Here is a 24847-nt window from a genome sequence, read left to right as displayed (position 1 = left end):
GTTGCGCCTCGCGATGACGATGCCGTCTGAAGCGGACAGGCTCTCGTGGCGTCTGAAAGCCAATCAAGGTTCCTGCTTGCCCGCAGCGGCGGCGGCGAACTTGGCGAGCGCACCCTGCATGGCCTGGACGACCGGATCGACGCCGGTCAGGCCGTGGCGGCGGGCAAGCCATGCGGGATCATTGTAGCTGACGAAGGTCTTGCCGTCCTGCTCCCACAGCAGGGCTTTGATCGGCAGGTCGATTGCGACGCTGCGCCCGGCCTGCATCAGCCTGGTGCCGGCGGCCGGGTTGCCGAAGATCAGCAGCACCGTCGGGGCCAGGTCCTGCCCGACCGAGCGGGCGTTGGCGGCATGGTCAATGCGTGCTGCGACCTTGAGGCCCGCGCCCTCCAGCGCCGTGACCAGCGCCGCTTCGGCGTCCGGCAGTGATTTCGCGCTCGGCAGGGTGACCAGACCTTCGACTTCGGCATGCGCCATCGGCGTCTCCAGTAGCGGGGCGACGGCAAGGAGCAGGCCGACAGCGAGTGCCTTGAACAGCATGTGCGCCTTCGCACGCGGGGCGGTCATGGCCATGGAATCCTCCGTTTGCCGGGCGGGATCGATACGGGATCGTGCGGGCTGATGGGCCGCGACCCGGGATAATGTTCTATCAGGAGACAGAAGGATGTCGATCCTCTCGCGGCTGGCGCGCAAGGCCAGCCGGACCGCACAGGCGCGCGCGCCCTGGCTGCTGCTGGCGGGTCTGAGCCAGCCGGCCACCCCTGGCGCTACGAGACGCAGGTGATGGAGGCCTATGGTCGCAACGTCATCGCCCAGCGCTCGGTGCGGCTGGTCGCGGAAAGCGCGGCCTCGGCCACCTGGATCAGCCGGCCGGCCGGGCACCCGGCGCTGAGCCTGCTGGCGACGCCAAACCCGACACAGGCCGGCCCGGCGTTCCTCGAGGCGGCAATCAGCCAGCTGATACTGGCGGGCAACCTGTTCATCGAGACCGTGACCGGGCCGGACGGGCTGCCGGCCGAGCTGCACCTGCTGCGGCCCGACCGCATGACCATCGAGCCGGGGCCGGCCGGCATCGCCGCCAGCTATCGCTATACGGTGGGCGGGCAGAGCGTGCGCTTCGGGGTGGACCCGGCCAGCGGTCGTTCGAGCGTGCTGCATGTGCGCAGCTTCCATCCGCTCGACGACTGGCTCGGCCTGTCGACGCTGGAGGCGGCGATGCCGGCGATCGACATCCACAACGCCGCCTCGCGCTGGAACAAGGCGCTGCTCGACAATGCCGCCCGACCTTCGGGTGCGCTGGTGTTCGAGCCGGCAGACAAGGGGGCACACTGTCCAGCGACCAGTACGACCGGCTGCGCGCGGAAATGGAGGCGAGCTTCGCCGGCGCGCTGAACGCCGGACGGCCGCTGCTGCTGGAAGGCGGGCTGAAGTGGCAGCCGCTCTCGATGACGCCGGCGGACATGGACTTCATCGCCGCCAAGAACACGGCGGCGCGCGAGATCGCGCTGGCGTTCGGGGTGCCGCCGATGCTGCTCGGCATCCCCGGCGACAACACCTACGCCAATTACCAGGAGGCAAACCGGGCGCTGTGGCGGCTCACCCTCCTGCCGCTGATCGCCAAGCTGGCAGCGGCGCTGAGCCACCATCTGCAGCAATGGTGGCCGGACCTGAGCCTCGATATCGACCGCGACCATGTGCCGGCGCTGTCGGCGGATCGCGAACGGCTGTGGCGGCAGGTCGCCAGCGCCGATTTCCTGACCGACGCGGAGAAGCGGCGGCTGCTTGGGTGCGAGGGAATGTAAGTCTGGTTTAACCCCTCACCCGGCCCCGGCTGCGCCGCGACCACCCCTCCCGCCAGAGGAGAGGGTCTAATGAGACCTGTTCGCAAATATAAAATCCTCCCCTTTAAGGGAGGTGTCCGTCTGAAAGACGGACGGAGGGGCTAAAAGACCATAAGTATCATAAATCTACCACCCTCCACCACCCTGGAGGTGGTCCCCCCCTGCGGGGAGGAATAGTCACCCGCGCACAGGTCTCATGAAGGACTCGCGCGGACTGCCGGAAAAGTTTACAGTCCGTTAAGGTCTGTGAATATTCGTTAAGGAAAGTCCGGCGCAGAAGCCTTGAATAACGCGCATCTGGCCCGGGGTTTGCTGATGTTCCCCAAGAGTTTTGCATACCGGGAGATTTTACATGATCCGCACCGTCTCGCTCGTCCTGGCAATGGTTGTCGCCGCCCCGCAGGCGTTTGCCGCCGATGCAGCAGCACCCCAGGGCTATGAGCTGGAAATCGCCCTGCCGGACAGCTTCACGGTCGATACCCGGCCGATGATCGGCGAAGACGAGGAAATCGAACCAGCGATCGTCACCGACGACGAGCGCCACAAGGACATCATCCTCGCCTGGGTCTGACCCGCAACGTCACCTTGTAATACCTCGCCCTGCGGCACACCGCGGGGCGTTTTTGGACCATACCATGACCGACCCCGAGACGGCGCGGGCAGGGGAGCGCACCTGCTGGCGCTGATGGCGCAGGCGCACGCCAGCGGCGCCGATGTCGTGACCCTGCACGCCCTGGCCGAGGAAGCCAGCGAAGCCGGCGCCCGCCGCGCGCTGACGCAGCTCGGGCTGATCGACGGTGGTGCCGGGCGGGATATCGCGGAACTGCGCCAGGTGCTGGACGCCTGGCGCGATGCACGCCGTACCCTGCGCTCGGCGCTGCTGAACTGGGTCACGCGGGTGCTGGTTGCCGGGCTGCTGATCGGGCTGGCCGCCAAGCTGAAACTGCTCGGCGTCAAGCTGCCCGGCCTTTGATGAGGATTGCACCATGCCCGACACCCCAGGCCGGTTCACCGGCTACGCCGCCATTTTCTCGACGCCGGACGCCGGGCGCGACGTGCTGCTGCCCGGCGCGTTCGGGCGGATCGATGCAGCGCCGCCGCTGGTCTGGCAGCATGACCTCGCCCGGCCGGTCGGGCGGATCGAGGGCTGGAGGCGGACAAGCGCGGACTGAAGGTGCGCGCGCGCCTGAGCCTCGACAACAGCCAGGGCGCGACGCCTGGGCGCTGCTGACCAGCGGGGCGCTGAACGGCCTGTCGATCGGCTACCGCGCCCGGCGCACGCGGCTCGACGCCGCCCGGCGGCTCCGGCTGCTGGAACTGGTGGACCTGGTCGAGATTTCGCTGGTGACATTGCCCATGCACGCCGACGCGCGGGTGATCGCGCTGGGGTAGGCCCCGGTAGATTAGACCGTGATGGCTTTTATAGAATTAAGGCCTTTACCGTTCGTGTCGAGCCTCGTCGAGACACATCCAGATTGCTGGAGCTGCCCCTCGACCGGGCTCGGGGCGAACGGTTCAATCTAAAGTCATCACACTCTTAACCCCTCACCCAGTCGTGCGTGTCGCACGACGTCCCTCTCCCGCAAGGGGAGAGGGTTCATAAGACGTCGCCCCGCCTCCGGACGCGGGCCGGGCGGCGAACGCGTTTCTGCGTCCCACTTCCACAGGAGACCCCATGACGGACATCGACGCCGGCTGCCCCGGCTATGCGACCAAAGCGCTCGGCGCGGATGTCGCGGACACCTTCCCGACACGGCGCTGCTGACCGGGCGGATCGACGACCTCGAACGCCAGCTCAAGCAGATGCACGTGGCGCAGAACCGCCCGGCGCTCGGCGGCCTCACCCCGGTGCGCGACGACTACAGCCACGCCTTCACCGAGCGCTATCTGCGCAAGGGACTGGAGACCGGGCTGGAGGCGCTGGGCGTCAAGGCGCTGAACTTCACCAACGTCGCCGAAGGCGGCTACGCCGTGCCGGAAAGCCTCGACCGGCTGGTCGAGACCAAGCTGCGCGACATCTCGCCGCTGCGCGCCGTCGCGCAGGTCGTGCAGGTCGGCAGCGCCGACTACAAGAAGCTGGCGACCACCAGCGGCTTCGGCTCCGGCTGGGTCGCTGATAACGCCGTACGCCCGGAAACCGCGACCCCGGGCTTTGCCGAAGTCGCCGTGCCGACCGGCGAGCTTTACGCCAACCCGGCTGCAACCCAGGTGATGCTGGACGACGCCGTGTTCGATGTCGAACGCTGGCTGGCCGACGAAATCGCGCTTGAATTCGCCAAGCAGGAGGGCGCGGCCTTCATCGCCGGCAGCGGCACCAACCGGCCCAAGGGCATCATCACCTACACCACCGCGGCGACACCGGACGCCACCCGCGCCTTCGGCACCCTGCAGCACGTCCCGACCGGGGTCTCCGGCAACTTCGCCGCCAGCAACCCGACCGACCAGCTGATCGACCTGGTGCACGCGCTGCGCCCGGCCTACCGGCAGGGCGCGGTGTTCCTGATGAACTCGGCGACGCTCGCCCGCGTGCGCAAGTTCAGGGACCTGGAAGGCAACTACATCTGGCGGCCGGGCCTGAGCGACGGCGCACCGGCCAACATTCTCGGCTATCCGGTGATCGAGGCCGAGGACATGCCCGATGTCGCCGCCAACAGCCTGTCGATCGCGTTCGGCAATTTCGAGCGCGGCTACGTGATTTCGGAGCGGCTGGGCACGCGCATCCTGCGCGACCCCTATTCCAACAAGCCGTTCGTCCACTTCTACGCCACCCGGCGCGTGGGCGGCGCGGTCGTGAACTCCGAGGCGATCAAGTTCCTGCGCTTCTCGGTGAGCTGATTACTTACTGCTGACTTGAGGCCCCTCCCTTTAGGGGAGGGGTCGGGGTGGGCTGAAGTTACCCACCCCGCTGCGACTAAGCGCTTAGCGCTGTTCGCTGCCCCTCCCCTGAAGGGGAGGGGAACACGGCGAGTCACGACCCTTCTTCGCGGGACACCCCATGCCCTTGCTGTTCGACCACGACCTGCGCACGCTGAGCGCGGCACCGGCGGGCCTGACGTTCGCGCGGGAAAGCAGCGCGACGCGTATCGGCCCGACCGGGCTGATCGAGACGGTGCCGGCGGGTACGCCACGCCTGCAGTACGACCCGGCGACCGGCGCGCCGCTCGGCTGGCTGATCGAGGATGCGGCCGCCAATCTGCTCGCCAATCCGGAAGACTTCGCCAGCGGCTGGACCATCGTCAGCGCGACGGTGCAGGCCAATGCCGCCAGCGCGCCGGACGGCACGTCAAGCGCCGACCGGATGCTGGAGACGGCCGCGACCGACCAGCATGCGATTTCTCAGACACTGAGCAAGGCGGCGGCCAGCCTCGCCTACACCGGCAGCATCTTCGTCAAGGCGTCCGGGCGCAGCGAAGTGCAGCTTTCCCTGCGTGCTGGCTCGGTCGGCACGCGGTTCAACTTCGATCTCGCCAACCCCGGCGTGATCCTCGCGCAGGCCTATGGCAGCGGCTGGACCGCAATCAGCGCCAGCATCCGCGCCTTCCAGGCGACTGGTACCGACTGTCGGCGACGGTGCTGAGCGACGCCACCACGCAAATCCGCTTTCTGGTACGGCCCCTGTCGAACGGGCTCGACACCTATGCGGGCGACCCGACGAAAGGCCTGCTCTATTGGGGTGCCAACCTGATCCAGGCCGATAGCGAAAGCAGCTATACGCCCGGCGCGCGCGCCGCCGATTTTCTGAGCGCGACCGCAACGCTCGGCCAGGGGACGACCCTGTTGCGCGGGCGGCTGCGGCAGGCTTCTCCCGCGCTCTACGCGCAGGCCGACGCCGGCACCGACGCGGACGCCGTTCAGATCGGCTGGGACACCGCACCCTATGTCCGCGCGCTTGCCGGCGGCGTCGAGCGCGCCCGGCTGACGCCTGGGGCGCTGGGCGCGACCGAGCGCCTGAGCCTGGCCACAAGCTGGGGCGACGGCACGTTGCGCGCCAGCCTGAACGGCAACCCGACGGCTAGCGTGCCGGCGACGCTGGCCACCTTCGCCAGCCTGCGCCTGGCGCGGCAGGCGGGCCGGGGCGGACCGCCGGCGGTCATCGAGCGGGTGGCGCTGCGCGACGACGCGCAGAACGCCGCCGGGCTGGAAGCGCTCGCGAGCCTGCTGCCGCAAGCGCCGACCGGGCTGCGCGCCGTGCGCACCGGCCCGACGTCCGCACAGTTGACCTGGACCAACCCGCCGGGCGTGCTGACCGCCATCGAACTCGCCCATGCCGCCGACGCGGGCTTCGCCAACGCTGTGACGGTCGGCGGGCTGCCGCCAGACATGCAAAGCCTCCAGATCAGCGACCTGCCCGCCGCCAATGTGCGGGCGTTCCAGGTGCGCGCCATCAATGAAGAAGGGGTGGGCGCATGGTCCGCAGCAGCGGTGCTGATCGACGGCGTCCGCCGGGTTTCACCCCTGCCGACGCCCGGCGCACGTTGGTCCGAAGCGGCTGACCTCTGAGATCTGTGTGCGGATGATTATTCCTCCCCGCAGGGAGGGGACCACCCGCGAGGGTGGTGGAGGGAGGTAGGTGCATGACATATATGGACCTTTCACCCTCCGCCCGTCTTTCAGACAGACACCTCCCTAAAGGGGAGGATTGTGCACTCGCGCACAGGTTTCATTCAAACCCGGTCCCGGCTGCGCCTCGACTACCCTCTCCCACAGGAGTTTCATCATGTCGGTTTACCTGAAGGACCCGGCCGCCAGCCTCGACTATACGATCGACTGGGGCGCGGGCTACCTGGGCCTGGAACGCATCGCCGGCAGCAGCTGGAGCATCGAGCCGGCGGGCGAACTCAGCATCGTCAGCAGCAGCGCCAACGAAACTATGACTTCGGTCACCTTGACCGGCGGGATTGCCGGCACGGTCTACCGCGTCACCAATCATGTGACCCTGACCGACGCCCGCGAGGACGAGCGGGCGATCACGCTGCGGGTGGAGCAACGCTGATGGGAACTCAGCGTATCGATGGGCCACTGAGCGAGCCGGTGAGCCTGGGCGAGGTCAAAGCCTATCTGCGCATCGAGCAGGATGGCGAGGACGCCCTGCTCGCCGGGATGATCCGTACCGCGCGCGGATTGTGCGAGGCGTTCACGGGGCTGGTGCTGGTGAACACGCGCTTCGTCCAGAGCGAGACGCCAGCAGCGACGATCCGGCTGGTGCGGCTGCCGTTCCGGGCGCTGGCAGGCGTCAGCGTGCGCACCGCCGCCGGGGTGCTGCAACCCATGGTCGGCGACGGCTACACCTTGACCGAGCAGAACGACGGCGGTGCGAGCCTGCGGGTGACGGCACCGGTCGGCCAGGGCGAGCGGATCGAGATCGATTACTGGGCCGGGCTCGCCGCCGACTGGAACGGCGTGCCTGAGGACCTGCGGCAGGGCATCCTGCGGTTGATCTCCCACCTCTACACGCACCGCGACGACCCGGAGGAAAACGGCCCACCCGTCGCGGTCGCAGCGCTGTGGCGGCCCTACCGGCGCATGAGGCTGGCGTGAGCGCGCTTGGCCAGATGCGCGAGCGGGTAACCCTGGAGGCCCCGAGCGCACGCCCGACGGCGCTGGCGGCTGGCGGATCGCCTGGCGCACGGTCGCGACCGTCTGGGCGGCGGTGCGTCGCGATGCGCGCGAATCGCTGTTCGCTGCCGGGCGCGAGAGCGCCGCCGTACGCACCCGCGTGACGATCCGCCGGCGTGACGACGTGGCGCTCGACTGGCGGCTGGTCTGGGGCGCGCGGACCATTGCCGTGCGCGGCTGGGATCTGCCGGCCGAACGCCCGGACCTGATGACCATCCTCGGCGAGGAGGAGACGCCATGACCGAGGCCCGGAACTCCAACGGCTTGAGCGGCAATGCCCTGAGCGGCAATGCCCTGGCGGCGGCGCGGCGGATCGGCGCGCGGGCCGTCGATGCGCGGTTGCAGCGGCTGGCGGACGCCATCGCGCGTGCGGCGGCGGCGCAGGGCCTGCAGCCGGAGATCACGATCGCGGGCGACCAGGTGCGGATACGGCTGCCGGGCGGCGCGGCAGCGGAATTCGGCGCGGCGGGCCGTCCGGCGCGGCCGTTCGTGCGCACAGCCATCGAACAGGAGCGCGCGCCATGAACGCCAGCGCCTTGCAGAAGACCCTCTATGCAGCCCTGACCGCCCATGCGCCGCTGATGGCGCTGGTGAGCGGGGTCTATGACCAGCCCGCCGCCGGCGGCGGCGCCCCTATGTGACCATCGGCGATCTGTTCGTCAGCGACTGGTCGAGCGGCAGCTTCACCGGCGCGGAAGCGCGGCAGACGCTGGACGTCTGGACCGCCGCCTTCGGGCAGCAGACGGCGCGCGACATCCTGGGCGCGCTGACCGGCGCGCTGGCGACACTGCCCGCACAGACAGCGAGCGACCGCATCGTCAGCGCACGGGTCACCGGCTGGCGGCTGATCGCCGACCCGGAGGGCGATGCGTTGCACGGCGTGCTCGATGTGCGCCTGCGCCTGCATCCTCTCGGGGTGTGAGGGACCTGTGCGCGGGTGATTATTCCTCCCCAAAGGGGAGGGGACCACCCTCCTGGGTGGTGGAGGTGCCAGATGCATGACATGTATGGGCTTTTCACCCTCCGTCCGTCTTTCAGACAGACACCTCCCCTAAAGGGGAGGATTTTGCATTCGCGCACAGGTTTCATGAGGGCCGTGCTGACCTCACCCCGGCGCGCGTTCCGCACGCCATCCCGCACCCGTGGCGGGGATCACCAAACAAGGAGAAGCTTATGCCTGCAGAAAAGGCAGCGCCTTCCTGCTGAAGGTCGGCGACGGCGGCAACCCGGTGACCTACGCGACTGTCGCCGGGCTGCGCGCCACGCAGATCGGCATCAACAGCGAGCCGGTGGTCATCACCAACAAGGACTCGGGCGGCTGGCGCGAACTGCTGTCCGGCGCCGGAGTGCGCACCGTGTCGCTCGCGGGGTCCGGCGTGTTCACCGGCTCGGCAGCCGAGACCCGGCTGAAGACCAATGCACTGGCCGGCACGATCGACGACTATGAGGTGAGCTTCGAGAGCGGCGAGCGCATCCGCGGCCGCTTCCTGCTGACCCGGCTGGAATATAGCGGCGACTTCAATGGCGAGCGCGCCTATGCGGTCTCGCTGGAGTCCTCCGGTCCGGTGAGCGTGCTGTGAGCGGCGCCAACCCGTTGCGCGGCGACGCCGTGCTGAGGCTCGGGACAGAGACCCTGCACCTGCGCCCGACCTTCGCGGCGCTGGTGGCTGCCGAGGCGGAACTCGGCAGCCTGTTCGCCCTGATCGAACGGGCGAGCACGGGCAACCTGCGTCTGAACGAGCTGGCCGGGCTGCTGTGGCACTGCCTCGACCCGCAGACCCTGAGCCGCGAGACGTTCAACGAGCGGCTGGTCGCGGCCGGTCTGGCGCAGGCGACGCCGGCGTTCCGGCAAGTCGCGACCGCAATTCTTGGCGGTGCGGCATGACCTTCACCGACCTGGCGCGCGAGGCGGCGATGCTGGCGACCGGCCCGATGGGCTGGCCACCCGCCCGCTTCTGGCGCGCGACCCCGCTTGACCTTGCGCTCGCGCTGCAGGGCCTGACGCCGCGCAGCCCCGCGCCGCTGACCCGCACGGCGCTCGCCACCCTGATGGAACGGTTCCCCGACCGATGACCGATACCGTGATCGATAGCCTGCTGGTGCAGGTGCGCGCCGACACCCAGGGCTTTGCGACCGACGTGCAGACCCTGCGCAACGAACTGGAGGGCCGCTGGCGGATGGAGTCGAGTCCGCCGCGCGGCGCATGCAGAGCGCTCTGCGCGGCTTCATCCAGACCGGCAAGCTCGACTTCCAGGACCTGAAGCGCGTTGCCCTGTCGGTTATCGCCGATATCGCGCTGGCGCAGGCGCGCAACGCGATCGGCCAGATCGGCGGCAGCAGCGGCGGCAGCGGCGGGTTCCTGGGCGGGTTGCTGCAGAGCGTGCTTGGCACCGTGCTTGGCGCACCGGGCCGGGCGGCCGGCGGCAGCGTGACCGCCGGTCGCGCCTACCGGGTCGGCGAGACCGGGCCGGAACTGTTCGTGCCGCAGCAGGCCGGGCGGATCGTGACCGGCGAGACCGCAGGGCGCGGGCCGGTTGCCATCACCATCAACGTGGCAGTTCCCCAGAATGCGACGCCGCAGCTGATGCAGCGATCGGCCGGGCAGGTGGCGTCCGCCGTGCGGCGCGCCCTGACGGAGCGCGGCTGATGGCGCACGATTTCTGGCTGGCGAACGCAGCGGACTCGCTGCGCCACGACACCATCGCCCGGTTCGACCCGCGCTACTGGACGATCAATTTCCCGCGGCCGATGATGGCGAGCCTGACCACACCGGCCGCCGACACGCTGGCGATCGACTGCGCCTTCCACAACAGCGACGACCTGTGCGGGGCCATCTGGTCGTCCGAGGACAGCCTTGACCACCCGCTGCTGCGCTATGCGACCCGGCGCGACTATCGCGGCATGAGCCTGCGTTTCCGCTGGCAGGCGAGCGGCGCGATCAAGCCGCTCGACGCCGTGTTCGGGCCGACGCTGACCATCGAAGGGCGCGACGCCGGCGGCCAGCCGCGCACCTGGTATGTGCGGCTGTGGAACTACGCGACCGGAACGCCGACCGACGCGGCAATCCTGCTCGATTTCGATGCGCTCGAGGGCGGCTTCCTGCTGCCCGCAGAGGCCGACCCGGTGTGGGCCGGCGATATCGACCGCATGTTCGTCTCCCTGGTGCCGCTGGATTATACCGGCGCGCCGGGGCGGCTCGCCGCGCCGCAGGACGGGCGGGCGGTCCTGAGCGGGATCGCCTGCGATGGCACGGGCGCGGTGCTGCCGATCGGCGATGCCTGTATCCCGCCGCACGGGATCAACATCGCCAACGGCTACGACGACACCTACAACCTGACGCCCGCGCGCATTCTGCACGGCATGCTGATGCTCGGCTATCGCGGGCGGATCGACCATTACGTCGGCATGAGCCATTTCCCGCGCCTGCTGTGGGATGCCGGCGAGGCGGGATTTCGCGCCCAGAGCGCCACGCCGCTGAACGCCCCGGCGCAAGCCTGGCATGCGGACTTCTTCCGGCTGGCGGCCGAGCTTGGCTATGAGGTCGTGCTGTCGCTGTCGTTCGAGCTGTTCGACGCCTACTGCTGGCAGGCCTGGAAGCAGCGCGCGCACGATGGCAGCCCGGCGCAGACCGGATACACCCCGCCCTCGACCCTGCTCTCGCCCTGCAACGGGGCCGCCATGGCCTACCTGCAGGCGGTGGCGCTGGCGTTCGCCGGGCTGGCGGCGGCGGCGGGGCTGGCGGTGCGGTTCCAGGTCGGCGAGCCCTGGTGGTGGTCTGGCCTGCCGCCAGGTCGCGCGCCCTGCTTCTACGACGCCGCGACCCTGGCGGCCTACCCAGCCGAGACGGGGCGGCCGGTGCCGACGCGCCACCAGAGCGCGACCGAGGCGCCGGACACGACGCAAGAGCTCTACCTCGACTGGCTGGCGGACAAGCTGAGCGCGGCGACGGCGGCGCTCGCCGGCGCAGTCAAGGCGGCGCATCCGGGAGCCGAGACCAGCATCCTCGTCTACACGCCGCAGATCATCGATGCCGCCGCGCCGCTGCTGGTGCGCGCCAACCTGCCCGCCGGCTGGGCCTGGCCGGCGTTCGACCGGCTGCAGCTCGAGGACTATGATCATGTGACCGCCGACGACCGGCGTGCCCATGCCGACGGGCTGGCGCAGGCGCAGGCGCGGCTGGGCTACCCGCTCGCGCAGACGGATTATTTCGCCGGCTTCGTGCCGGAGGGGCAGCCGCGCGACCTGTGGCGGCGCATCCACTGGGCGCTGGGCGATGCGCGCGCCCGCGGCTTCGCCGACCTTTACGCCTGGGCGTTCCCGCAGGTGCAGCGCGACGGCTTCACGCTTTTCCCGCAAGATCAGGAGACGGATGTGCCGGCCTTCCACGATGTGCTTTTCCCCTGGGCGGTCGCGCAGGGGCGGAGGTGTCGCAGGCGTTCTCGACGACTGTGGTCGAGACCGCCAGCGGCTTTGAGAGTCGCAACGGCAACTGGGCCGATGCGCGGCTGCGCTACGACGCCGGGCTTGGCGTGCGCTCGGAGGCCGATCTCGCCGCCGTGCTGCGCTTCCACAGGGCGCGCGGGGCCGGGCGCATGCGTTCCGGTTCCGGGATCCGCTGGACCATGCGTCCGCGCTGCTCGGCGAACCGGTGACGCCGCTGGACCAGCGGCTGGGAACCGGCGACGGGCTGACCCTGCGGTTCGCGCTGGTCAAGCGCTATGGCGACGCTGGCGGCGAACAGGTGCGGCGGATCACACGGCCGGAGGCGACGAGTGTGTGCGTGGCGGTGAACGGGTGGAACAGGCGAGCGGCTGGACGCTCGACGGTGCTGAAATCGTGTTCGATGCGCCGCCTGCGCCCAATGCCACGGTGACGGCCGGTTTCATGTTCGATGTGCCAGTCCGCTTTGCCGACGACCAGATAGCGCTGTCGCTGGCGACCTATCGGGCGGGCGAAGCACCGAACATCCCGCTGATCGAAGTGCGGGAGGCTTGAACGGTGCGGCTAATCCCTCCCGCGCTCGCGCTACGGCTGGCCGAGCCGGTCACATCCTGGGCCGTGTGCTGGCGGCTGGTGCGGCGCGACGGCGCGGCCCTCGGCTTCACCACGCACGACCGCGATCTGTGGCTCGACGGACTCAGCTATCGGTCGACGCCGTCCTTCACGCCGACGGCGCTGAAGGCGGGCGGCAATGCGACCGACGCCGGCGATGTGCGCGGCGTCCTGACAAGTGCGGCGATCCAGGCCGCCGACCTCGACGCCGGGCGCTATGATGCAGCGCGCCTCTGCGTGTTTCTGGTCGACTGGTCAGCGTCCGAGCTTGGGATCATTCCGCTGTTCAGCGGCGGCTTCGGCAGTGTGCGCCGCAGCGACGATGCATTCGAGGTCAACTGCCGGTCCGCTTTCGACGCGCTCGCCACTCCGCTGGTCGAGACCTACACCCCGGACTGCCGGGCCGACCTGGGCGATGCCCGCTGCCGGGTTTCGCTGGCGCGCTACACGGTGGTCGGGCAGGTCTCGAGCGTCCTGGATGCGACCCGGTTCGCAGCGGCCGGGCTGAACGCAGACCCGGATTTCTATGCCTATGGACGCGTGCGCTGGTTGACCGGGGACAACGCCGCGCTGGACCAGGAAGTGTTTTCGTCTACCGATGCCGAGGTCGTGCTGCGCGAGGCACCGCCGGCCCCGATCCGCGCCGGCGACCGCTTTCAGGCGCGCGCCGGCTGCGACAAGCGCCTCGGGACCTGCCGGACGAAATTCGCCAATGTCCTGAACTTCCAGGGCGAGCCGAACGTGCCCGGGGCCGACTCGCTGCTGGCCTATCCCGGCCTGTGAGGAAACCTGCGCGCGGTGGCAAAATCCTCCCCTATCAGGGGAGGTGTCCGTCTGAAAGACGGGCGGAGGGGTGAAGCGAACGCAGAAAAATCCGTCGCTTTGGCACCTCCACCACCCTTGCGGGTGGTCCCCTCCCCAATGGGGAGGAAGCATCATGCGCGCACAGGTCTCATGACATCAAAAATGTGGTAGCGGGTCATTTTGAAACTTTGCCGCTCACCCTGAGCTTGACGAAGGGTTGAGCCGCTCGTGGTTCGTCCAGGCTTACCACGAGCGGTTTTTCAAACCGACCCACTAGCAAAAATGTTCTTGGATTCGCCGGAATGGCGCGCCGGAGAAAAATCAATGCGACCCGGTATGAGCCATCCCGCCGTCAGCGCGGCGCGCGCTCTGGTCGGCGTGCCGTTCCGCCCCCATGGCCGCGATCCTGAAACCGGCCTCGACTGCCTGGGGCTGGTGATCCATGTCGCCGCAGCCCTTGGCGTGCGGGCCTGCGTCCCCGCCTATTCGCTGAACGGCGACCAGCGGGCGCTGGAGGCGGGATTGATCGCCCACGGACTGGCCGTGCTACCCGCCGCCGCGGCGCTGCCGGGCGACGTGCTGCTGCTGGCGGTCGACGCCGAGCGGCGGCACCTGGCGATCCGCACGCCGGGCGGCGCGATCCACGCCCATGCGCGGCTGGGGCGGGTGGTCGAGCACCGGCTGCCGCCAGCCTGGGCCGACGCCCTGATCGCTGCTTACCGCTTCCCGGAGCAGATCTCGACCTGCCCCGGAATCGCTCCAGGAGCCTGACCTTGGCAACCCTTATCCTCAGCACGGTCGGATTTGTCGTCGCCGGACCTGTCGGCGCGCTCATCGGCTCGGTTGCCGGCTCGTTCGTCGACCGGCAGGTTCTGGGAGCGCTGACGCCGCCGGTGCGGCGGGAAGGGCCGCGCCTCTCAGACCTCGCGGTCCAGGCATCGACCTACGGCGCGCCGATCCCGCTGGTTTACGGACGCGCGCGGGTCGCCGGCAACGTGCTGTGGTCCAGCGGCCTCCAGGAGACGCGAAGCACCGAGACGACACGGGTCGGCGGCAAGGGCGGGCAGAAGGTCTCTACCACCTCGTACAGCTATTCCGTCTCGATGGCGGTGGGCCTGAGCGCCCGGTCGATCCTGCGGGTCGAGCGGATCTGGGCGGACGGGAAGCTGATCCGCGAAGGGCAGGGGCCGCTGTCCGTCGGCGGCAGCCTGCGGGTCTATGCCGGCGATGGCCGCCAGATGCCCGACCCGCTGCTGGAGGCGGCACTCGGGATTGATGCAACGCCGGCCTGGCGCGGGATGGCCTATGCCGTGATCGAAGACCTGCAACTGGCCGAGTTCGCCAACCGGGCACCCAACCTGACCTTCGAAGTGATCGCGGATACGGAGAGCGAGATCCCGGTCCGTCGCGTGCTGGCGGATGTCAACGCGCGATCGGCCGTGGGCGCGGAACGGATCGACGTCGACGCCACAGTGCCGGGTCTGGTGGCCTCGCGCGGGGTGGCAAACGGCCTCGACATGCTGGAGATCCTGCGCGCAGCGACAGGAGTGCGCGGCTATGCGACAGCGCTTGGCGGCCTTGTGTATTCCGACCGGATCGACGATGCGGCCGTAACCCTCGATGCCGATTTGCTGGGCACCGATGCGCCCGACCAGCGCGAAGCGCCGCCGGCGCGTCGGGCGACGGAGCGGACCGCCGACGCCAGCCTGCCGCGCGAAGTGGCGTTGCTCTATTGGGACACGGCGCGCGACTATCAGCCCGGCCAGCAGCGCGCCCGACGCGCGATGGGGGTGCCGCGACAGCCGAGCGCTATGAACTGCCGCTGGTTCTGGGTGCAGACGGGGCCAAGGCGACCGCCGAGCGGCTGCTGGCCCGGCGCTGGCGCGCCCGGCGCATGCTGACCGTGCACCTGCCCTGGAGCGCGCTCGCTCTGGAGCCCGGCGACACGATCGCCTTCGCCGAGACGCCGGGCGCGCGCTGGCGCATCGAGACCTTGACGATCGATGCCGGCAGCCTGGAACTGGAACTGACGCCAATCGACGCCGTCGACCGGCTGAGCAATGCGCGCGGCGATGCCGGGGACAGCCCGCGGCAGGCCAGCGCCGACCATGGCGGCACCACCGCGCATGCGCTCGACCTGCCGCCGCTTGGCGCAACCGCGCCAACCAGCGCGCCGGTGACGTTTGCGGCTGGCGGCGACCGGCCGGGCTGGCGGCGCAGTTCCCTTTACGTCAGCCGCGATGGCGGCGCGGACTATGCGTTCGCCGCCGAGATCGTCGGTGCGACGGTGCTTGGGACGACCTCCAACACGCTGCCGCCCGGTCCATCCCAGGTCTGGGATGAGCGCGGGTCCTGCGACATTGCTTTGCTCAACCCATCAATGTTGCTGGAGGATCGTAGCGCCACATCCGTTCTTGCGGGTGCCAATCTGTGCCTGATCGGTGACGAGCTTGTGCAGTTCCGGACGGCCAGTCTGGTGGTGCCCGGCGTGTATCGGCTGCGCGGCCTGCTGCGCGGGCGGCGCGGCACCGAGTGGGCGACGACGGGGCATGGCCCCAACGAGCGCTTCGTCCTGCTGAGCGGGGCGGTGCTGGCACCGGTCGACATTGCCGGGCTTGGGGTTGGGCAGAGCCTGCTGATCAAGGCGCTCAGCCCCTACCAGGCGCTCGGCGACGTGCCGGCGATCGCGTTCACCCAGCGCGCCAATGCGCTGCGGCCTCTGAGCCCTGTGCATCTGACGGCATCCTGGCAACCGGGCGGCGACATTGCACTGCGCTGGGTTCGGCGCAGCCGAGCCGGCTTCGACTGGGTCGACGGCGTGGACGCGCCGCTGGCCGAAGAGTCCGAGCAATACCGGATCGAGATTTTGGACAGTATCGGGGCCGTGCGGCGGGTACTGCAAACATCCGTGCCGGAGGCGCTGTACAGCATGGCGCAACAGACGGCGGATTTCGGCGCACCGGTTGCGACCCTGGCCATTTCTATTGCGCAGTTGAGCGCAACCGTTGGCCCGGGAACCCCGCACGCCAAAACTTCACCCGACCCTGAAGGAGGACCAATGCGCCACGATCTCCCGCTGCTGGAGGCCGGACAGGCCCAAAAGGAAATCACCCATAACCAAGCCGTCGAGCGGATCGGCTATCTTTGCACATCGCGGTGGAGGGCCCGTCAAGTGCTGCCCCGCCAGCCAGCCCGACAGTCGGCCAATGCTATCTGGTCGCCGCCAGCGCGACGGATGCCTGGACCGGCTATGACCATCATGTCGCCTGCATGGGCGAAGGCGGCTGGGTGTTTCTGGCGCCAACGCCGGGCATGATCGTCTGGAACAAGGCGGCCGACAGTTTCGGATATTTCGATGGTGCGTCGTGGAAACCCGGCGTCTGGTCCGCCGCGGCATTTGCTGTGAACGGCGTAAAGGTGGTCGGCGCACAACTGCCGGCAATCGGCAATCCTTCCGGAGGCGCAACAATAGATGCGCAAGCCCGGACCAGTATTGCACAGATATTGGATGCGCTGCGTACGCATGGTTTAATTGCCGTTTAGGGGAGCATCTGGTCGCTATCTCGCGGTTGTGTTGCAAGGCAGCAACAATTTGTATCTCTTCGGAACTTGCCTTGACCATTGGCGTTCAGTAAGTCCAATCTAACTCGCATTGAGACGGGTTGGTCATCACTCCACGAGGGGATACCCATGAAAAACTGATTATGGCAGCTGTCCTCGCCACGACGGCGATGGTTTCTGCAGCGCACGCGAAAGATGGCGCGTTTTACACTGGCCTGAAGGGCGGTTTTACGCTCTTCGAAGGTCAAAACTTGATATTCTAACACCGGGCGATGCACCTAACATCGACGAAGGGGTGAATATCGGGAGCAAGATCGGGTTCAACATTGGTGGTGTTGGCGGCTATGATTTTGGCCCCTTCCGACCGAGGTTGAGCTTGGGTATCAACGTGCCAACGTTCGCGGCATTTCGTTAAGCACCGAAGCATCTACCGCACTAGGTGTCACGCCACCCCGGGGTACTCCTGTTACCGGAAACACGGGTGTCTTTACTGTAATGGGCAATGGCCTCTTCGATTTTGGCTCGGATGAGAAGGTCGGCCAAGCCTATATTGGTGGTGGTGCAGGTATTGCCAGCGTTGGTTTAAATAACTTGAGGATAAGCTCAACACCGGCGGTGAACTTCGACTCCGAGAACGAAACACGATTTGCGTGGCAATTACTCGCGGGTTTCCGGCGTGCTATATCGGACGCCGTCGATTTCACGATGGAGTATAAATTTCTAAACGCAGGAAGTTGAGTATCTCGCACCCAGGTATCGATGTAGATACTCAGTCCCGTTTGCGCACGCATTCGGTGTCGATCGGCTTCGTCTACAATTTCGGCGCGCCGGCCGAAGCAGCCCCGCCGCCTCCGCCGCCCCTCCTCCGCCCCTCCTCCGCCGCCGCCTCCGCCGCCCCTCCGCCCCCGCCTCCGCCTCCGCCGCCCTCCGCCGCCGGCACCGGGGCCGTTCATCATCTTCTTCGATTGGAACAAAGCGGACCTGACACCGGAAGCGCAGGCTGTGCTTGAGCGCGCTGCGGACGCCTACAAGTCGACTGGTCAGGCCTCGATCGTCCTGCAGGGCCACGCCGACCGTTCGGGCAGCGATGCGTACAACCAACGCATCTCCGAGCGCCGCGCCGCTATCGCCAAGGCAGCGCTCGCAAAGCTTGGCATTACGGCAGACGCCATGAAGGCAGAAGCGTTCGGCGAAAGCCGCCCGCTTGTGGAAACCGCCGACGGTGCGCGCGAACCGCAAAACCGTCGCGTGGAAATCACGCTGTCGAAGTAAGGCAAGGAGCTTGATCTGTGGGCGCTCGGCGCTCGCAGACGGCTCGATAAAGGGCCCGCATGGCGCTTTTTACGTCGTGGCAGCTGCTTTTCGTCAGCGGTGGACTTGGACCCCGCCGCTGCGCGCCTTAGAGTCTGATGACATTGGATGGGATCGCCATTCCGATCTTCACGGAGCAGGCTGTAAAGTCCGCTCGTGGTGAGCCTGGACGAACCACGAGCCGCTCAACCCTTCGTCCAGCTCAGGGTGAGCGGCGCGTGCGCAACCGCGCGATGGCGCGTGGTTCAACGTAAAGTCATCAGACTCTAGCTCAGCTGGGCCGGCGCCTCGAACGGCAGCGCGAGGTCGTCGGCGACGGCCTGGTAGGTGATCTTGCCGTTGGCGACGTTGAGGCCGTTGGCCAGATGCTTGTTCGCGCGCATGGCGGCCCATGGCCCTTTCTGCGCCAGTTGCACGGCGAACGGCAGGGTGGCGTTGTTCAGCGCGATGGTCGAGGTGCGGGCGACGGCGCCGGCATGTTGGCGACGCAGTAGTGGATGATGCCGTCGACTTCGAACACCGGGTCAGCGTGGGTGGTCGCGTGGCTGGTCTCGAAGCAGCCGCCCTGGTCGATGGAGATGTCCACCAGCACCGCGCCGCGCTTCATGCTCTTCAACTGCTCGCGGGTGATGAGCTTGGGCGCAGCGGCCCCGGCACCAGCACGGCGCCGATCACCAGTTCGGCCTGCATCACCGCCTGGGCAATCGCCGATTTGGTCGCGTAGGCCGTGCGGATGCTGGAGCCGAACAGCTGGTCAAGCTCGGCCAGCCGCGACAGCGAGGTATCGAAAATGGTCACGTTGGCGCGCATGCCGACTGCGATCTGCGCAGCGTTGTACCCGGAGACGCCGCCGCCGATGATCACGACGTTCGCAGACGAGACGCCCGGCACGCCGCCCAGCAGCACGCCGCGCCCGCCCTGTTCCTTCTCCAGGAAGTGCGCGCCGACCTGGATCGACATGCGGCCCGCGACTTCCGACATCGGCTTCAGCAGCGGCAGGCGGCCCTGCGCGTCGGTCACGGTCTCGTAGGCGATGCAGGTCGCGCCGGATTTCATCAGCGCTTCCGCCTGCGGTTTGTCGGCGGCCAGGTGCAGGTAGGTGAACAGGGTCTGGTTGGGTTTCAGCCAGGCGCATTCATGCAGTTGCGGTTCCTTGACCTTCACGATCATGTCCGCGGCGTCGAAAATCGCCTCCGGCCCGCCGATGATCCGGGCGCCGGCCGACTGATATTCGTCGTCGGTGAAATCGATGCCCAGCCCGGCACCGGTCTCGACCAGGACCTCATGGCCATGGGCAGTCAGTTCGGCGACCGACCCCGGCGTCAGGCCGACGCGGTATTCGTGGACCTTGATTTCCTTGGGAACCCCGATGCGCATATCTTTCTCCCCATGATAGAGTCGCGTGCCAGACACTGCGCGCTTGTACGAAAATTTCTCGACTTGGCAAGAAAACAGTGGCCGATGCGGTACTGGCGACCATGCGTTCGAGACGCTACATCAGGGTGATGCAGCCCGCCAGCCCCTGCCGGAAACGGCGATCCTTCGCCTCGGCGATCCCTTCTATGACCCCGTGCGGCCGGCGGCCTTCCCCGGCACATCCTGCGCTTCCGCAACCAGGACTGGGCGGCGCGCGTCGGCCTCGACGGTCTGGACGATCAAGCCTGGATCGACCATTTCGGCCGCTTCAAGCCGCTGCCGGGCTCCCTGCCGGAGCCGCTGGCGCTGCGGTATCACGGCCACCAGTTCCGCACCTACAACCCGGATATCGGCGACGGTCGCGGTTTCCTTCATGCCCAGCTGCGCGATCTGGCGGATGGCCGTCTGCTCGACCTTGGGACCAAAGGTTCGGGTCAAACGCCCTACAGCCGCTTCGGCGACGGACGACTGACGCTCAAGGGCGGCATGCGCGAGGTGCTGGCGACCGAAATGCTGGAGGCGCTGGGCGTCTATACCTCCAAGAGCTTCTCCTGATCGAGACCGGCGAGGCGCTGGAGCGCAACGACGAGCCGTCGCCGACCCGTTCGGCGGTTCTGGTGCGTCTGTCGCACAGCCATATCCGCTATGGCACGTTTCAGCGGCTGGCCTTCCACGCGGAGCAGGACGCCATGGCCCGCCTCGTGGATTATTGCCTGGTCCATCTGCTTGACCGCACGGCGGACGGCGCGCTGGAGGACCGGGTGGCGCGCTTCCTGGATGCCGTGGTCGCCAACGCCGCCCGGCTGGTCGCCAGCTACATGGCGGCGGGCTTCGTCCACGGGGTGCTGAATACGGACAACATCAACATCACCGGCGAGAGCTTCGACTACGGCCCCTATCGCTTTACACCCCGTCTCGACCCCAATTTCACCGCGGCCTATTTCGATCATCACGGTCTTTACAGCTATGGTCGCCAGCCGGAGGCGCTGCACTGGAACCTCTACCAACTGGCCAAGGCGCTGCTGCTGATCGTCGATCGCACGGCGCTGGTTCCAGCGCTGGAGACGTTCCCGGCGCGCTTCGAGGCGGCGATGGTGGCCGGGGTCTGCGCGCGTCTGGGTGTTGCACCGGCGGCGGCGCATGCGGAGAACATCGCGACCCTGACCGCCATCGACGCTGCGCTGGCAGAGACCGGCCTGCCGCCCGACCGCTTCTATTTCGACTGGCGCGGCGGTGCCCTGTCGCGCGGCCGGGCGGCAGCGTCGCCGGCGGCGGCGGCCTATGCATCGGCCCCGTTCCAGGCCGCGCTCGACCGGCTGCTGGCGCTTGAGCCCGTCGTGGCGCTCGACCATCCTTACTGGGCCGACTCCGCCCCTGCAGCCTGCTGATCGACGAGGTCGAGACGCTATGGGCCGCCATCGACCGCGCCGACGACTGGTCGCCGTTCGAGGCCAAGATCGCCGCCATCCGCCGCATGGGTGAGGCGTTTTCGGGTTGACTCCTGTCGCGGGTTTTGTTCCTTTCTGTTCCGGTTTTAATGCCGGATTGTTCCCCATGAGCTTCACTGCCGCCGATCTGGATCGCAGCGTCGGCCGACTGCTGTCGGCGATGGGCTATGCCGTGCTCAGCGAAGCGACACTCGGTAACGGCCGCCGCGCCGATCTGCTGGGTGTCGACGCCGCGGGTGCGCTCGCCATCGTCGAGATCAAGGTCAGCGTCGCAGACTTGCGGGCGACGCCAAGTGGCCAGATTATCTGGACTATTGTGATCGGTTCTGGTTTGCCGTCCCGCCGTCGCTCGATGCTGCGCTGCTGGAAGCGGCGGCGTTTCAGCCGCAGCGGGTCGGCCTGATCCGCGCGGACCGGTTCGAGGCAGTGGAGCTGCGCGCCCCGGTCAGCACGCCGCTTGCGCCCGCCCGGCGCAAGGCGGAGACCCTGCGTTTCGCGCGTCGCGCCGCCGAGCGGCTGCGTTTTCAGCGCGATGACGCCTCGAGCGCGCTGCGTCCGGCATCCGTCTCCATGCTCTGAGCGATGGCGGCGATTGCCGGCGCATCGGCCGGGGTCGCCTTGGCGCGCAGGATATCGAGCGCGGCATCGTGCGGCAGCGCGGCACGGAAGGCGCGCGGGCTGACCATGCTGACATAGGCGTTCACAAGCCGCAGGATGCGCGCCGGCAGCGGCGGCGAGACGGAGTTCAGGCCGCGGATCACCTCGACCACCGGCAGGTCGAACGGCACCGGTGCCAGCATGTCCGCCGCCCGCGCGACCGCGCTCTGGACGATGCTCTGCTCCTGCGCATCGAGCGGCCCAGCCTTGGTGAGGATTTCGGCTGGCACCAGCATCTTGCCGAGGTTCATCAGTTGCCCGGCCAGTTGCAAGGTCGCGCGCTCCGCCTCGCTCAGCCCCAGCGCCGTGCCGACCAGCACCGCCAGGCGCGAGACTTTCAGCGAGTGCGCGGTCGAGGCGGGGTCGCGCGCGTCGATCAGCCCGGTCAGCAAGGTCACCAGTGCCGTCATGGCGGTGGCGCGGCGCGCTTCGGCCGCCAGCACGTCGGTCACGTCGTCGCCGACCAGCAGGCTCTGCCCGTCGGCCATCGGCAGCGCGCTGAGGCTGACCGACCGCCCGCCGAGGCTGAGCCGCGCCGGTCCGGCAGCGCTCGCCGTCGCGCGCAGTGCCGCCAGCAGCCCGGCAACCGTCTCGGCTTCCGCGCCGAACAGGCTGGCAAGCGGCACGCCGCGCGCGTCCTGGCCCAGATGCAGGGCAACGCGGGCGCGCGCGTTGGAGAATTCCAGCTGGTCGTCCGCATCCCCGACCAGGATGAGCGCCTGCTGCCTGTCTGCGATCTCCTGCAGGAACAGGCGGGCGCGCCCTTCGCGCGCGGTTGCGGCTTCGGCGTCGCGTGCAGCGCTTGTCGCCCGCTGTGCCGCGCCGTGCCGCCACAGCAGCAGCAGCACCGCCGCCAGCCAGCTTATGCCGGAAATCCAGCCCAGGCTTTTCAGCCGCCGGCGTTCATTGGCTTCCTGCAAGGCTTCATCGGCATCGACCACGCGCACGACGCCAAGTCCGCCGATAGCGAGCGGTTGATAGGCGGCGGTGCTGTCGGCGCTGATCCAGGGTTTGCCGTCGCGGGGCAGCGCCTTGCGGATCGCCTCCGGCAGCGCCTGCGCCGGATCCTCGGTTCCCGGCGCCAGCAGCGGCGTGCCCCTGGCGTCGACCAGGATCGTCCGTCCGCTCGCATAGGGGTCGCCGGGCTGACGCAGCCGCCGCGCCAGCCCCTCGTCCAGCAGGCGTACGGCATAGAGCAGACCGACCGGAGCGCCGGTATCGTCCTGCAGCCGCAGGATCGGTTGGGTGGCGCTCAGGGCCGCCTGTCCGCCGAGCATGGCCACGGAGAGCCTCGGCTTGTGCGCATCGAAGCCCTGCGCCAATCGCGGCAGCGGCCCGCCGGCGCGCGCGATCAGCCGGCCAGCGGGGTCGAGTACGGCGATGCCCGGCGCCTCCGGCACCGGCACGTCGGCGCGCACGGCGATGCGGGCGACGCCGAAGCCGGCGCGGGCGGCGGTCGCGTTCAGCAGGCTCTCCAGATACTGCGCCTGACCGGCGGCCGCGCGCGGGTCGCCGCTGCTGCTGGCGCCGAGCGTGTAAAGCCGTACAGCCGGGTTGTCGGCGAGTGCTGCCAGTTGATCCCGGGTCTCCTGGACCCAGCCGCTCACGGCTTCCGCCCGGCTGGCGGCCACCAGCGCATGTTGCTGCCCGAGTGCGGCGATGTCGCGGCTGCGCTCGAGTTCGGCGCTGCGCAGGCCGAAAGCCAGCGCCAGCGCATAGGCGAGGCCGAGGCCGACAAGGGCGAGGACGGTCTGGCGACGCGGTGTCGGTTGCGTCATGGCGCGGGCGTGCTCCTGCGAAACTTTAGCTATTTCTTAAAGACCTGCGGGCAAAAGCCAAGCATGGTCGCGCGCATCTTCCTTTGCTGTGCGTCGCGTGTTTCGCCGCAGCGGTGCCTGCGTCCGCGCGCACCTTGTTCGGCGCGCCGGAGCGGCAGTTCGCGTCCGTCGAGCAGTTCCCGAAATGGCTGGACATGCTGGCGCGTGAGCGCCGCGGTCCGCCGCCGACAGCGCCGGAGCCGGTCGCGCCGCCGCCGGGCGCGGATGCTGTGCTGGCGACCAGCGGCGCGTGCCGGCCCGGCTCGCCGATCTGCGCGCGCCCAAGCTTCCCGGACCTGCTGGCCGAGGCGCGCAAGCTGCCCCGGCTCGAGCAACTACGCCTGATCAACAAGGCCCTGAACGGTCATCGCTACATCACGGACCCGGAGAACTGGGGCGTGCCGGACTATTGGGCGGCGGTGCGGCAGTTTCTCGCCCGCAACGGCGACTGCGAGGACTATGCGATCGCCAAGTACATGGCCCTGAAGGCGCTCGGCTATTCCATCGACGAGATGCGCATCGTCGTGCTGCAGGACGAGAATCTGGGTGTGCCGCACGCGATCCTGGCGGTTGCGAGCGGGGATGGCTACCTGATCCTCGACAACCAGATCGGGGAAGTGCTGCCGGATCGGCTGATCGTCCATTACCGACCGATCTACTCCATCAACGAGCGCAGCTGGTGGCTGCACCAGCCGCCAGGCTGAAGCCTGCCGCCCCGCGATGACGATCAGGCCAAGCCCTCGACCATGGAGACAGTGGGTCCGTTCGCTATGGCGTCAATCCGCCGGCAGGGTAACGTCGAGGTCGACGGGGCGCAGGAACAGCGCCAGATGCCCGGCCTTCAGGCTCAGGTCGCGCCAGCGCGCGATCGGCAGGTCGATGCGCGCGAGTGCCCCGGTCGGGAACTTGTCGTGCAGTTTGGCCATCAGTCCGGTCTCGGCGCTGCCGCTCAGCGCCAGCGCGGTTTCCTCGAAGCCGGGGTTGTGCCCGATCAGCAGCACATGAACGGCGTCGTCCGGCAGCTCCTCGAGGATCAGCGCGAGGGTCGAGGGGCTGGCGAGGTAAAGCTGGTCGTCGAAGGCAGCCGGCTGGCCAGCGCTCAGCGGTCCGCCGTTTGCCCCTCCATGAGCGCCAGGGTCTGGCGGGTGCGCATGGACGGCGAGGACAGCACCAGGTCGACATGCAGCCCCGCCTGCCGCCAGTAGACGCCCATGCGGATGGCGGCGTCGCGGCCGCGCAGCGCCAGCGGGCGGTCGAAATCCGGCAGGTTGGGATCGTCCCAGTCCGACTTCGCGTGGCGGAGAAGGAACAGGGTGCGCATGGG

28 protein-coding genes and 6 pseudogenes are annotated in these 24847 nt (G+C 68.5%); 29 read left to right on the top strand and 5 right to left on the bottom strand.

Translation table 11 applies throughout. From position 1 onward, the window contains the following. Positions 1 to 63: 63 nt before the first annotated feature. Positions 64 to 573 (bottom strand): DUF302 domain-containing protein, encoded by a 510-nt coding sequence (locus E6W36_RS04535; protein WP_222873894.1) that lies wholly within the window; start codon positions 571 to 573, stop codon positions 64 to 66. A gap of 210 nt (positions 574 to 783) precedes the next feature. Between E6W36_RS04535 and E6W36_RS20320 the strand changes: the two genes are divergently transcribed. The 26 genes and pseudogenes from E6W36_RS20320 to E6W36_RS17830 all read left to right on the top strand — a co-directional run bounded on the left by E6W36_RS20320 (position 784) and on the right by E6W36_RS17830 (position 18146). Continuing rightward, positions 784 to 1392 carry a phage portal protein gene (locus tag E6W36_RS20320; protein WP_281277504.1) on the top strand — a complete coding sequence of 203 codons (609 nt, stop codon included), beginning with the start codon at positions 784 to 786 and terminating at the stop codon, positions 1390 to 1392. After that, a complete protein-coding gene (locus E6W36_RS20315; protein ID WP_281277442.1) occupies positions 1365 to 1802 on the top strand; it encodes a phage portal protein in 438 nt (145 codons plus the stop codon). Before E6W36_RS20320 ends, E6W36_RS20315 begins: the two co-directional genes overlap by 28 nt. Positions 1803 to 2193: 391 nt before the next feature. Beyond that, positions 2194 to 2412 carry a hypothetical protein gene (locus E6W36_RS04525; RefSeq protein ID WP_222873893.1) on the top strand — a complete coding sequence of 73 codons (219 nt, stop codon included), beginning with the start codon at positions 2194 to 2196 and terminating at the stop codon, positions 2410 to 2412. 114 nt (positions 2413 to 2526) lie between these two features. Beyond that, a complete protein-coding gene (locus tag E6W36_RS04520) occupies positions 2527 to 2814 on the top strand; it encodes a DUF6127 family protein (RefSeq protein WP_222873892.1) in 288 nt (95 codons plus the stop codon). 13 nt (positions 2815 to 2827) lie between these two features. Beyond that, positions 2828 to 3013, top strand: a complete 186-nt coding sequence (locus E6W36_RS21760) for an HK97 family phage prohead protease (protein WP_342776798.1) — start codon at positions 2828 to 2830, stop codon at positions 3011 to 3013. After that, on the top strand, positions 2955 to 3233 hold the full coding sequence (locus tag E6W36_RS04515) for an HK97 family phage prohead protease (protein ID WP_342776797.1): 279 nt from the start codon (positions 2955 to 2957) through the stop codon (positions 3231 to 3233). The genes E6W36_RS21760 and E6W36_RS04515 overlap by 59 nt, the downstream gene beginning before the upstream one ends. Before the next feature lie 411 nt (positions 3234 to 3644). Next, the gene (locus E6W36_RS04510; protein ID WP_222873891.1) at positions 3645 to 4676 is read left to right on the top strand and encodes a phage major capsid protein; all 1032 of its coding nucleotides are present in this window, start codon (positions 3645 to 3647) and stop codon (positions 4674 to 4676) included. Between the two features lie 160 nt (positions 4677 to 4836). After that, the gene (locus tag E6W36_RS04505) at positions 4837 to 5418 is read left to right on the top strand and encodes a phage head spike fiber domain-containing protein (protein ID WP_222873890.1); all 582 of its coding nucleotides are present in this window, start codon (positions 4837 to 4839) and stop codon (positions 5416 to 5418) included. Continuing rightward, entirely contained in the window at positions 5412 to 6341 is a 930-nt protein-coding gene (locus E6W36_RS04500) for a fibronectin type III domain-containing protein (RefSeq protein WP_222873889.1), read from the top strand. The genes E6W36_RS04505 and E6W36_RS04500 overlap by 7 nt, the downstream gene beginning before the upstream one ends. 217 nt (positions 6342 to 6558) lie before the next feature. After that, a complete protein-coding gene (locus E6W36_RS04495; RefSeq protein WP_222873888.1) occupies positions 6559 to 6834 on the top strand; it encodes a phage fiber-tail adaptor protein in 276 nt (91 codons plus the stop codon). Continuing rightward, on the top strand, positions 6834 to 7379 hold the full coding sequence (locus E6W36_RS04490) for a head-tail connector protein (protein WP_222873887.1): 546 nt from the start codon (positions 6834 to 6836) through the stop codon (positions 7377 to 7379). Before E6W36_RS04495 ends, E6W36_RS04490 begins: the two co-directional genes overlap by 1 nt. Positions 7380 to 7431: 52 nt before the next feature. Further along, positions 7432 to 7698: pseudogene (locus tag E6W36_RS04485) on the top strand (phage head completion protein); the annotation flags it as partial. After that, positions 7695 to 7982, top strand: a complete 288-nt coding sequence (locus tag E6W36_RS04480) for a hypothetical protein (protein ID WP_222873886.1) — start codon at positions 7695 to 7697, stop codon at positions 7980 to 7982. The pseudogene E6W36_RS04485 and the gene E6W36_RS04480, both read left to right, overlap by 4 nt. Before the next feature lie 112 nt (positions 7983 to 8094). Beyond that, positions 8095 to 8379, top strand: a complete 285-nt coding sequence (locus tag E6W36_RS04475) for a DUF3168 domain-containing protein (protein WP_222873885.1) — start codon at positions 8095 to 8097, stop codon at positions 8377 to 8379. Positions 8380 to 8599: 220 nt separating this feature from the next. After that, positions 8600 to 9037 carry a phage tail tube protein gene (locus tag E6W36_RS04470; protein ID WP_246048118.1) on the top strand — a complete coding sequence of 146 codons (438 nt, stop codon included), beginning with the start codon at positions 8600 to 8602 and terminating at the stop codon, positions 9035 to 9037. After that, complete coding sequence (locus tag E6W36_RS04465) at positions 9034 to 9342, top strand: GTA-gp10 family protein (RefSeq protein WP_222873884.1); 309 nt, start codon at positions 9034 to 9036, stop codon at positions 9340 to 9342. The genes E6W36_RS04470 and E6W36_RS04465 overlap by 4 nt, the downstream gene beginning before the upstream one ends. Continuing rightward, positions 9339 to 9530, top strand: coding sequence for a phage tail assembly chaperone (locus E6W36_RS04460; RefSeq protein ID WP_222873883.1), 192 nt, complete (start codon positions 9339 to 9341; stop codon positions 9528 to 9530). The genes E6W36_RS04465 and E6W36_RS04460 overlap by 4 nt, the downstream gene beginning before the upstream one ends. Next, positions 9527 to 9718 carry a hypothetical protein gene (locus E6W36_RS21755; RefSeq protein WP_342776796.1) on the top strand — a complete coding sequence of 64 codons (192 nt, stop codon included), beginning with the start codon at positions 9527 to 9529 and terminating at the stop codon, positions 9716 to 9718. The genes E6W36_RS04460 and E6W36_RS21755 overlap by 4 nt, the downstream gene beginning before the upstream one ends. Beyond that, the gene (locus E6W36_RS04455; protein WP_342776795.1) at positions 9661 to 10104 is read left to right on the top strand and encodes a tail tape measure protein; all 444 of its coding nucleotides are present in this window, start codon (positions 9661 to 9663) and stop codon (positions 10102 to 10104) included. Before E6W36_RS21755 ends, E6W36_RS04455 begins: the two co-directional genes overlap by 58 nt. Next, positions 10104 to 12452 (top strand): annotated as a pseudogene (locus E6W36_RS04450) (DUF2460 domain-containing protein). Before E6W36_RS04455 ends, E6W36_RS04450 begins: the two are co-directional and overlap by 1 nt. Before the next feature lie 3 nt (positions 12453 to 12455). Continuing rightward, positions 12456 to 13292 (top strand): DUF2163 domain-containing protein, encoded by an 837-nt coding sequence (locus tag E6W36_RS04445; RefSeq protein ID WP_222873882.1) that lies wholly within the window; start codon positions 12456 to 12458, stop codon positions 13290 to 13292. A gap of 357 nt (positions 13293 to 13649) precedes the next feature. Next, on the top strand, positions 13650 to 14084 hold the full coding sequence (locus E6W36_RS04440; RefSeq protein ID WP_246048117.1) for an NlpC/P60 family protein: 435 nt from the start codon (positions 13650 to 13652) through the stop codon (positions 14082 to 14084). A gap of 332 nt (positions 14085 to 14416) precedes the next feature. After that, positions 14417 to 15873 (top strand): annotated as a pseudogene (locus E6W36_RS22970) (phage tail protein); the annotation flags it as partial. Between the two features lie 596 nt (positions 15874 to 16469). Further along, positions 16470 to 16856 (top strand): DUF2793 domain-containing protein, encoded by a 387-nt coding sequence (locus tag E6W36_RS04430; protein ID WP_425459682.1) that lies wholly within the window; start codon positions 16470 to 16472, stop codon positions 16854 to 16856. Between the two features lie 513 nt (positions 16857 to 17369). Then, positions 17370 to 17612 (top strand): outer membrane protein, encoded by a 243-nt coding sequence (locus E6W36_RS17835; protein WP_246048115.1) that lies wholly within the window; start codon positions 17370 to 17372, stop codon positions 17610 to 17612. Between the two features lie 264 nt (positions 17613 to 17876). Next, on the top strand, positions 17877 to 18146 hold the full coding sequence (locus E6W36_RS17830) for an OmpA family protein (RefSeq protein WP_246048114.1): 270 nt from the start codon (positions 17877 to 17879) through the stop codon (positions 18144 to 18146). 305 nt (positions 18147 to 18451) lie between these two features. Here E6W36_RS17830 and ald read toward each other — a convergent pair. Then, positions 18452 to 19562: pseudogene (ald, locus tag E6W36_RS04420) on the bottom strand (alanine dehydrogenase). A gap of 145 nt (positions 19563 to 19707) precedes the next feature. Here ald and E6W36_RS04415 point away from each other — a divergent pair. Both E6W36_RS04415 and E6W36_RS04410 read left to right on the top strand, forming a co-directional pair. After that, positions 19708 to 21099, top strand: a pseudogene (locus tag E6W36_RS04415) (protein adenylyltransferase SelO family protein). A gap of 56 nt (positions 21100 to 21155) precedes the next feature. After that, a pseudogene (locus tag E6W36_RS04410) lies at positions 21156 to 21628 on the top strand (MmcB family DNA repair protein). On the opposite strand, the gene E6W36_RS04405 reads toward E6W36_RS04410, so the two are convergent. After that, complete coding sequence (locus E6W36_RS04405) at positions 21574 to 23484, bottom strand: HD domain-containing phosphohydrolase (protein ID WP_222873881.1); 1911 nt, start codon at positions 23482 to 23484, stop codon at positions 21574 to 21576. The pseudogene E6W36_RS04410 and the gene E6W36_RS04405 overlap by 55 nt on opposite strands. A 113-nt stretch (positions 23485 to 23597) precedes the next feature. Here E6W36_RS04405 and E6W36_RS04400 point away from each other — a divergent pair, with 113 nt between their 5' ends. Then, positions 23598 to 24227 carry a transglutaminase-like cysteine peptidase gene (locus E6W36_RS04400; RefSeq protein WP_222873880.1) on the top strand — a complete coding sequence of 210 codons (630 nt, stop codon included), beginning with the start codon at positions 23598 to 23600 and terminating at the stop codon, positions 24225 to 24227. A 72-nt stretch (positions 24228 to 24299) separates the two neighbouring features. Here E6W36_RS04400 and E6W36_RS04395 read toward each other — a convergent pair whose 3' ends face one another. Both E6W36_RS04395 and E6W36_RS04390 read right to left on the bottom strand, forming a co-directional pair. Next, the gene (locus tag E6W36_RS04395; protein WP_222873879.1) at positions 24300 to 24524 is read right to left on the bottom strand and encodes a hypothetical protein; all 225 of its coding nucleotides are present in this window, start codon (positions 24522 to 24524) and stop codon (positions 24300 to 24302) included. A 98-nt stretch (positions 24525 to 24622) separates the two neighbouring features. After that, a complete protein-coding gene (locus E6W36_RS04390) occupies positions 24623 to 24844 on the bottom strand; it encodes a SixA phosphatase family protein (RefSeq protein WP_222873878.1) in 222 nt (73 codons plus the stop codon). Positions 24845 to 24847: the final 3 nt, after the last annotated feature.

The organism is Hankyongella ginsenosidimutans, assembly GCF_005144965.1.
Lineage (GTDB): Bacteria > Pseudomonadota > Alphaproteobacteria > Sphingomonadales > Sphingomonadaceae > Hankyongella > Hankyongella ginsenosidimutans.
Note: the sequence above shows the minus strand (reverse complement) of the source record. Positions and strands in the feature narration are given on the sequence as shown.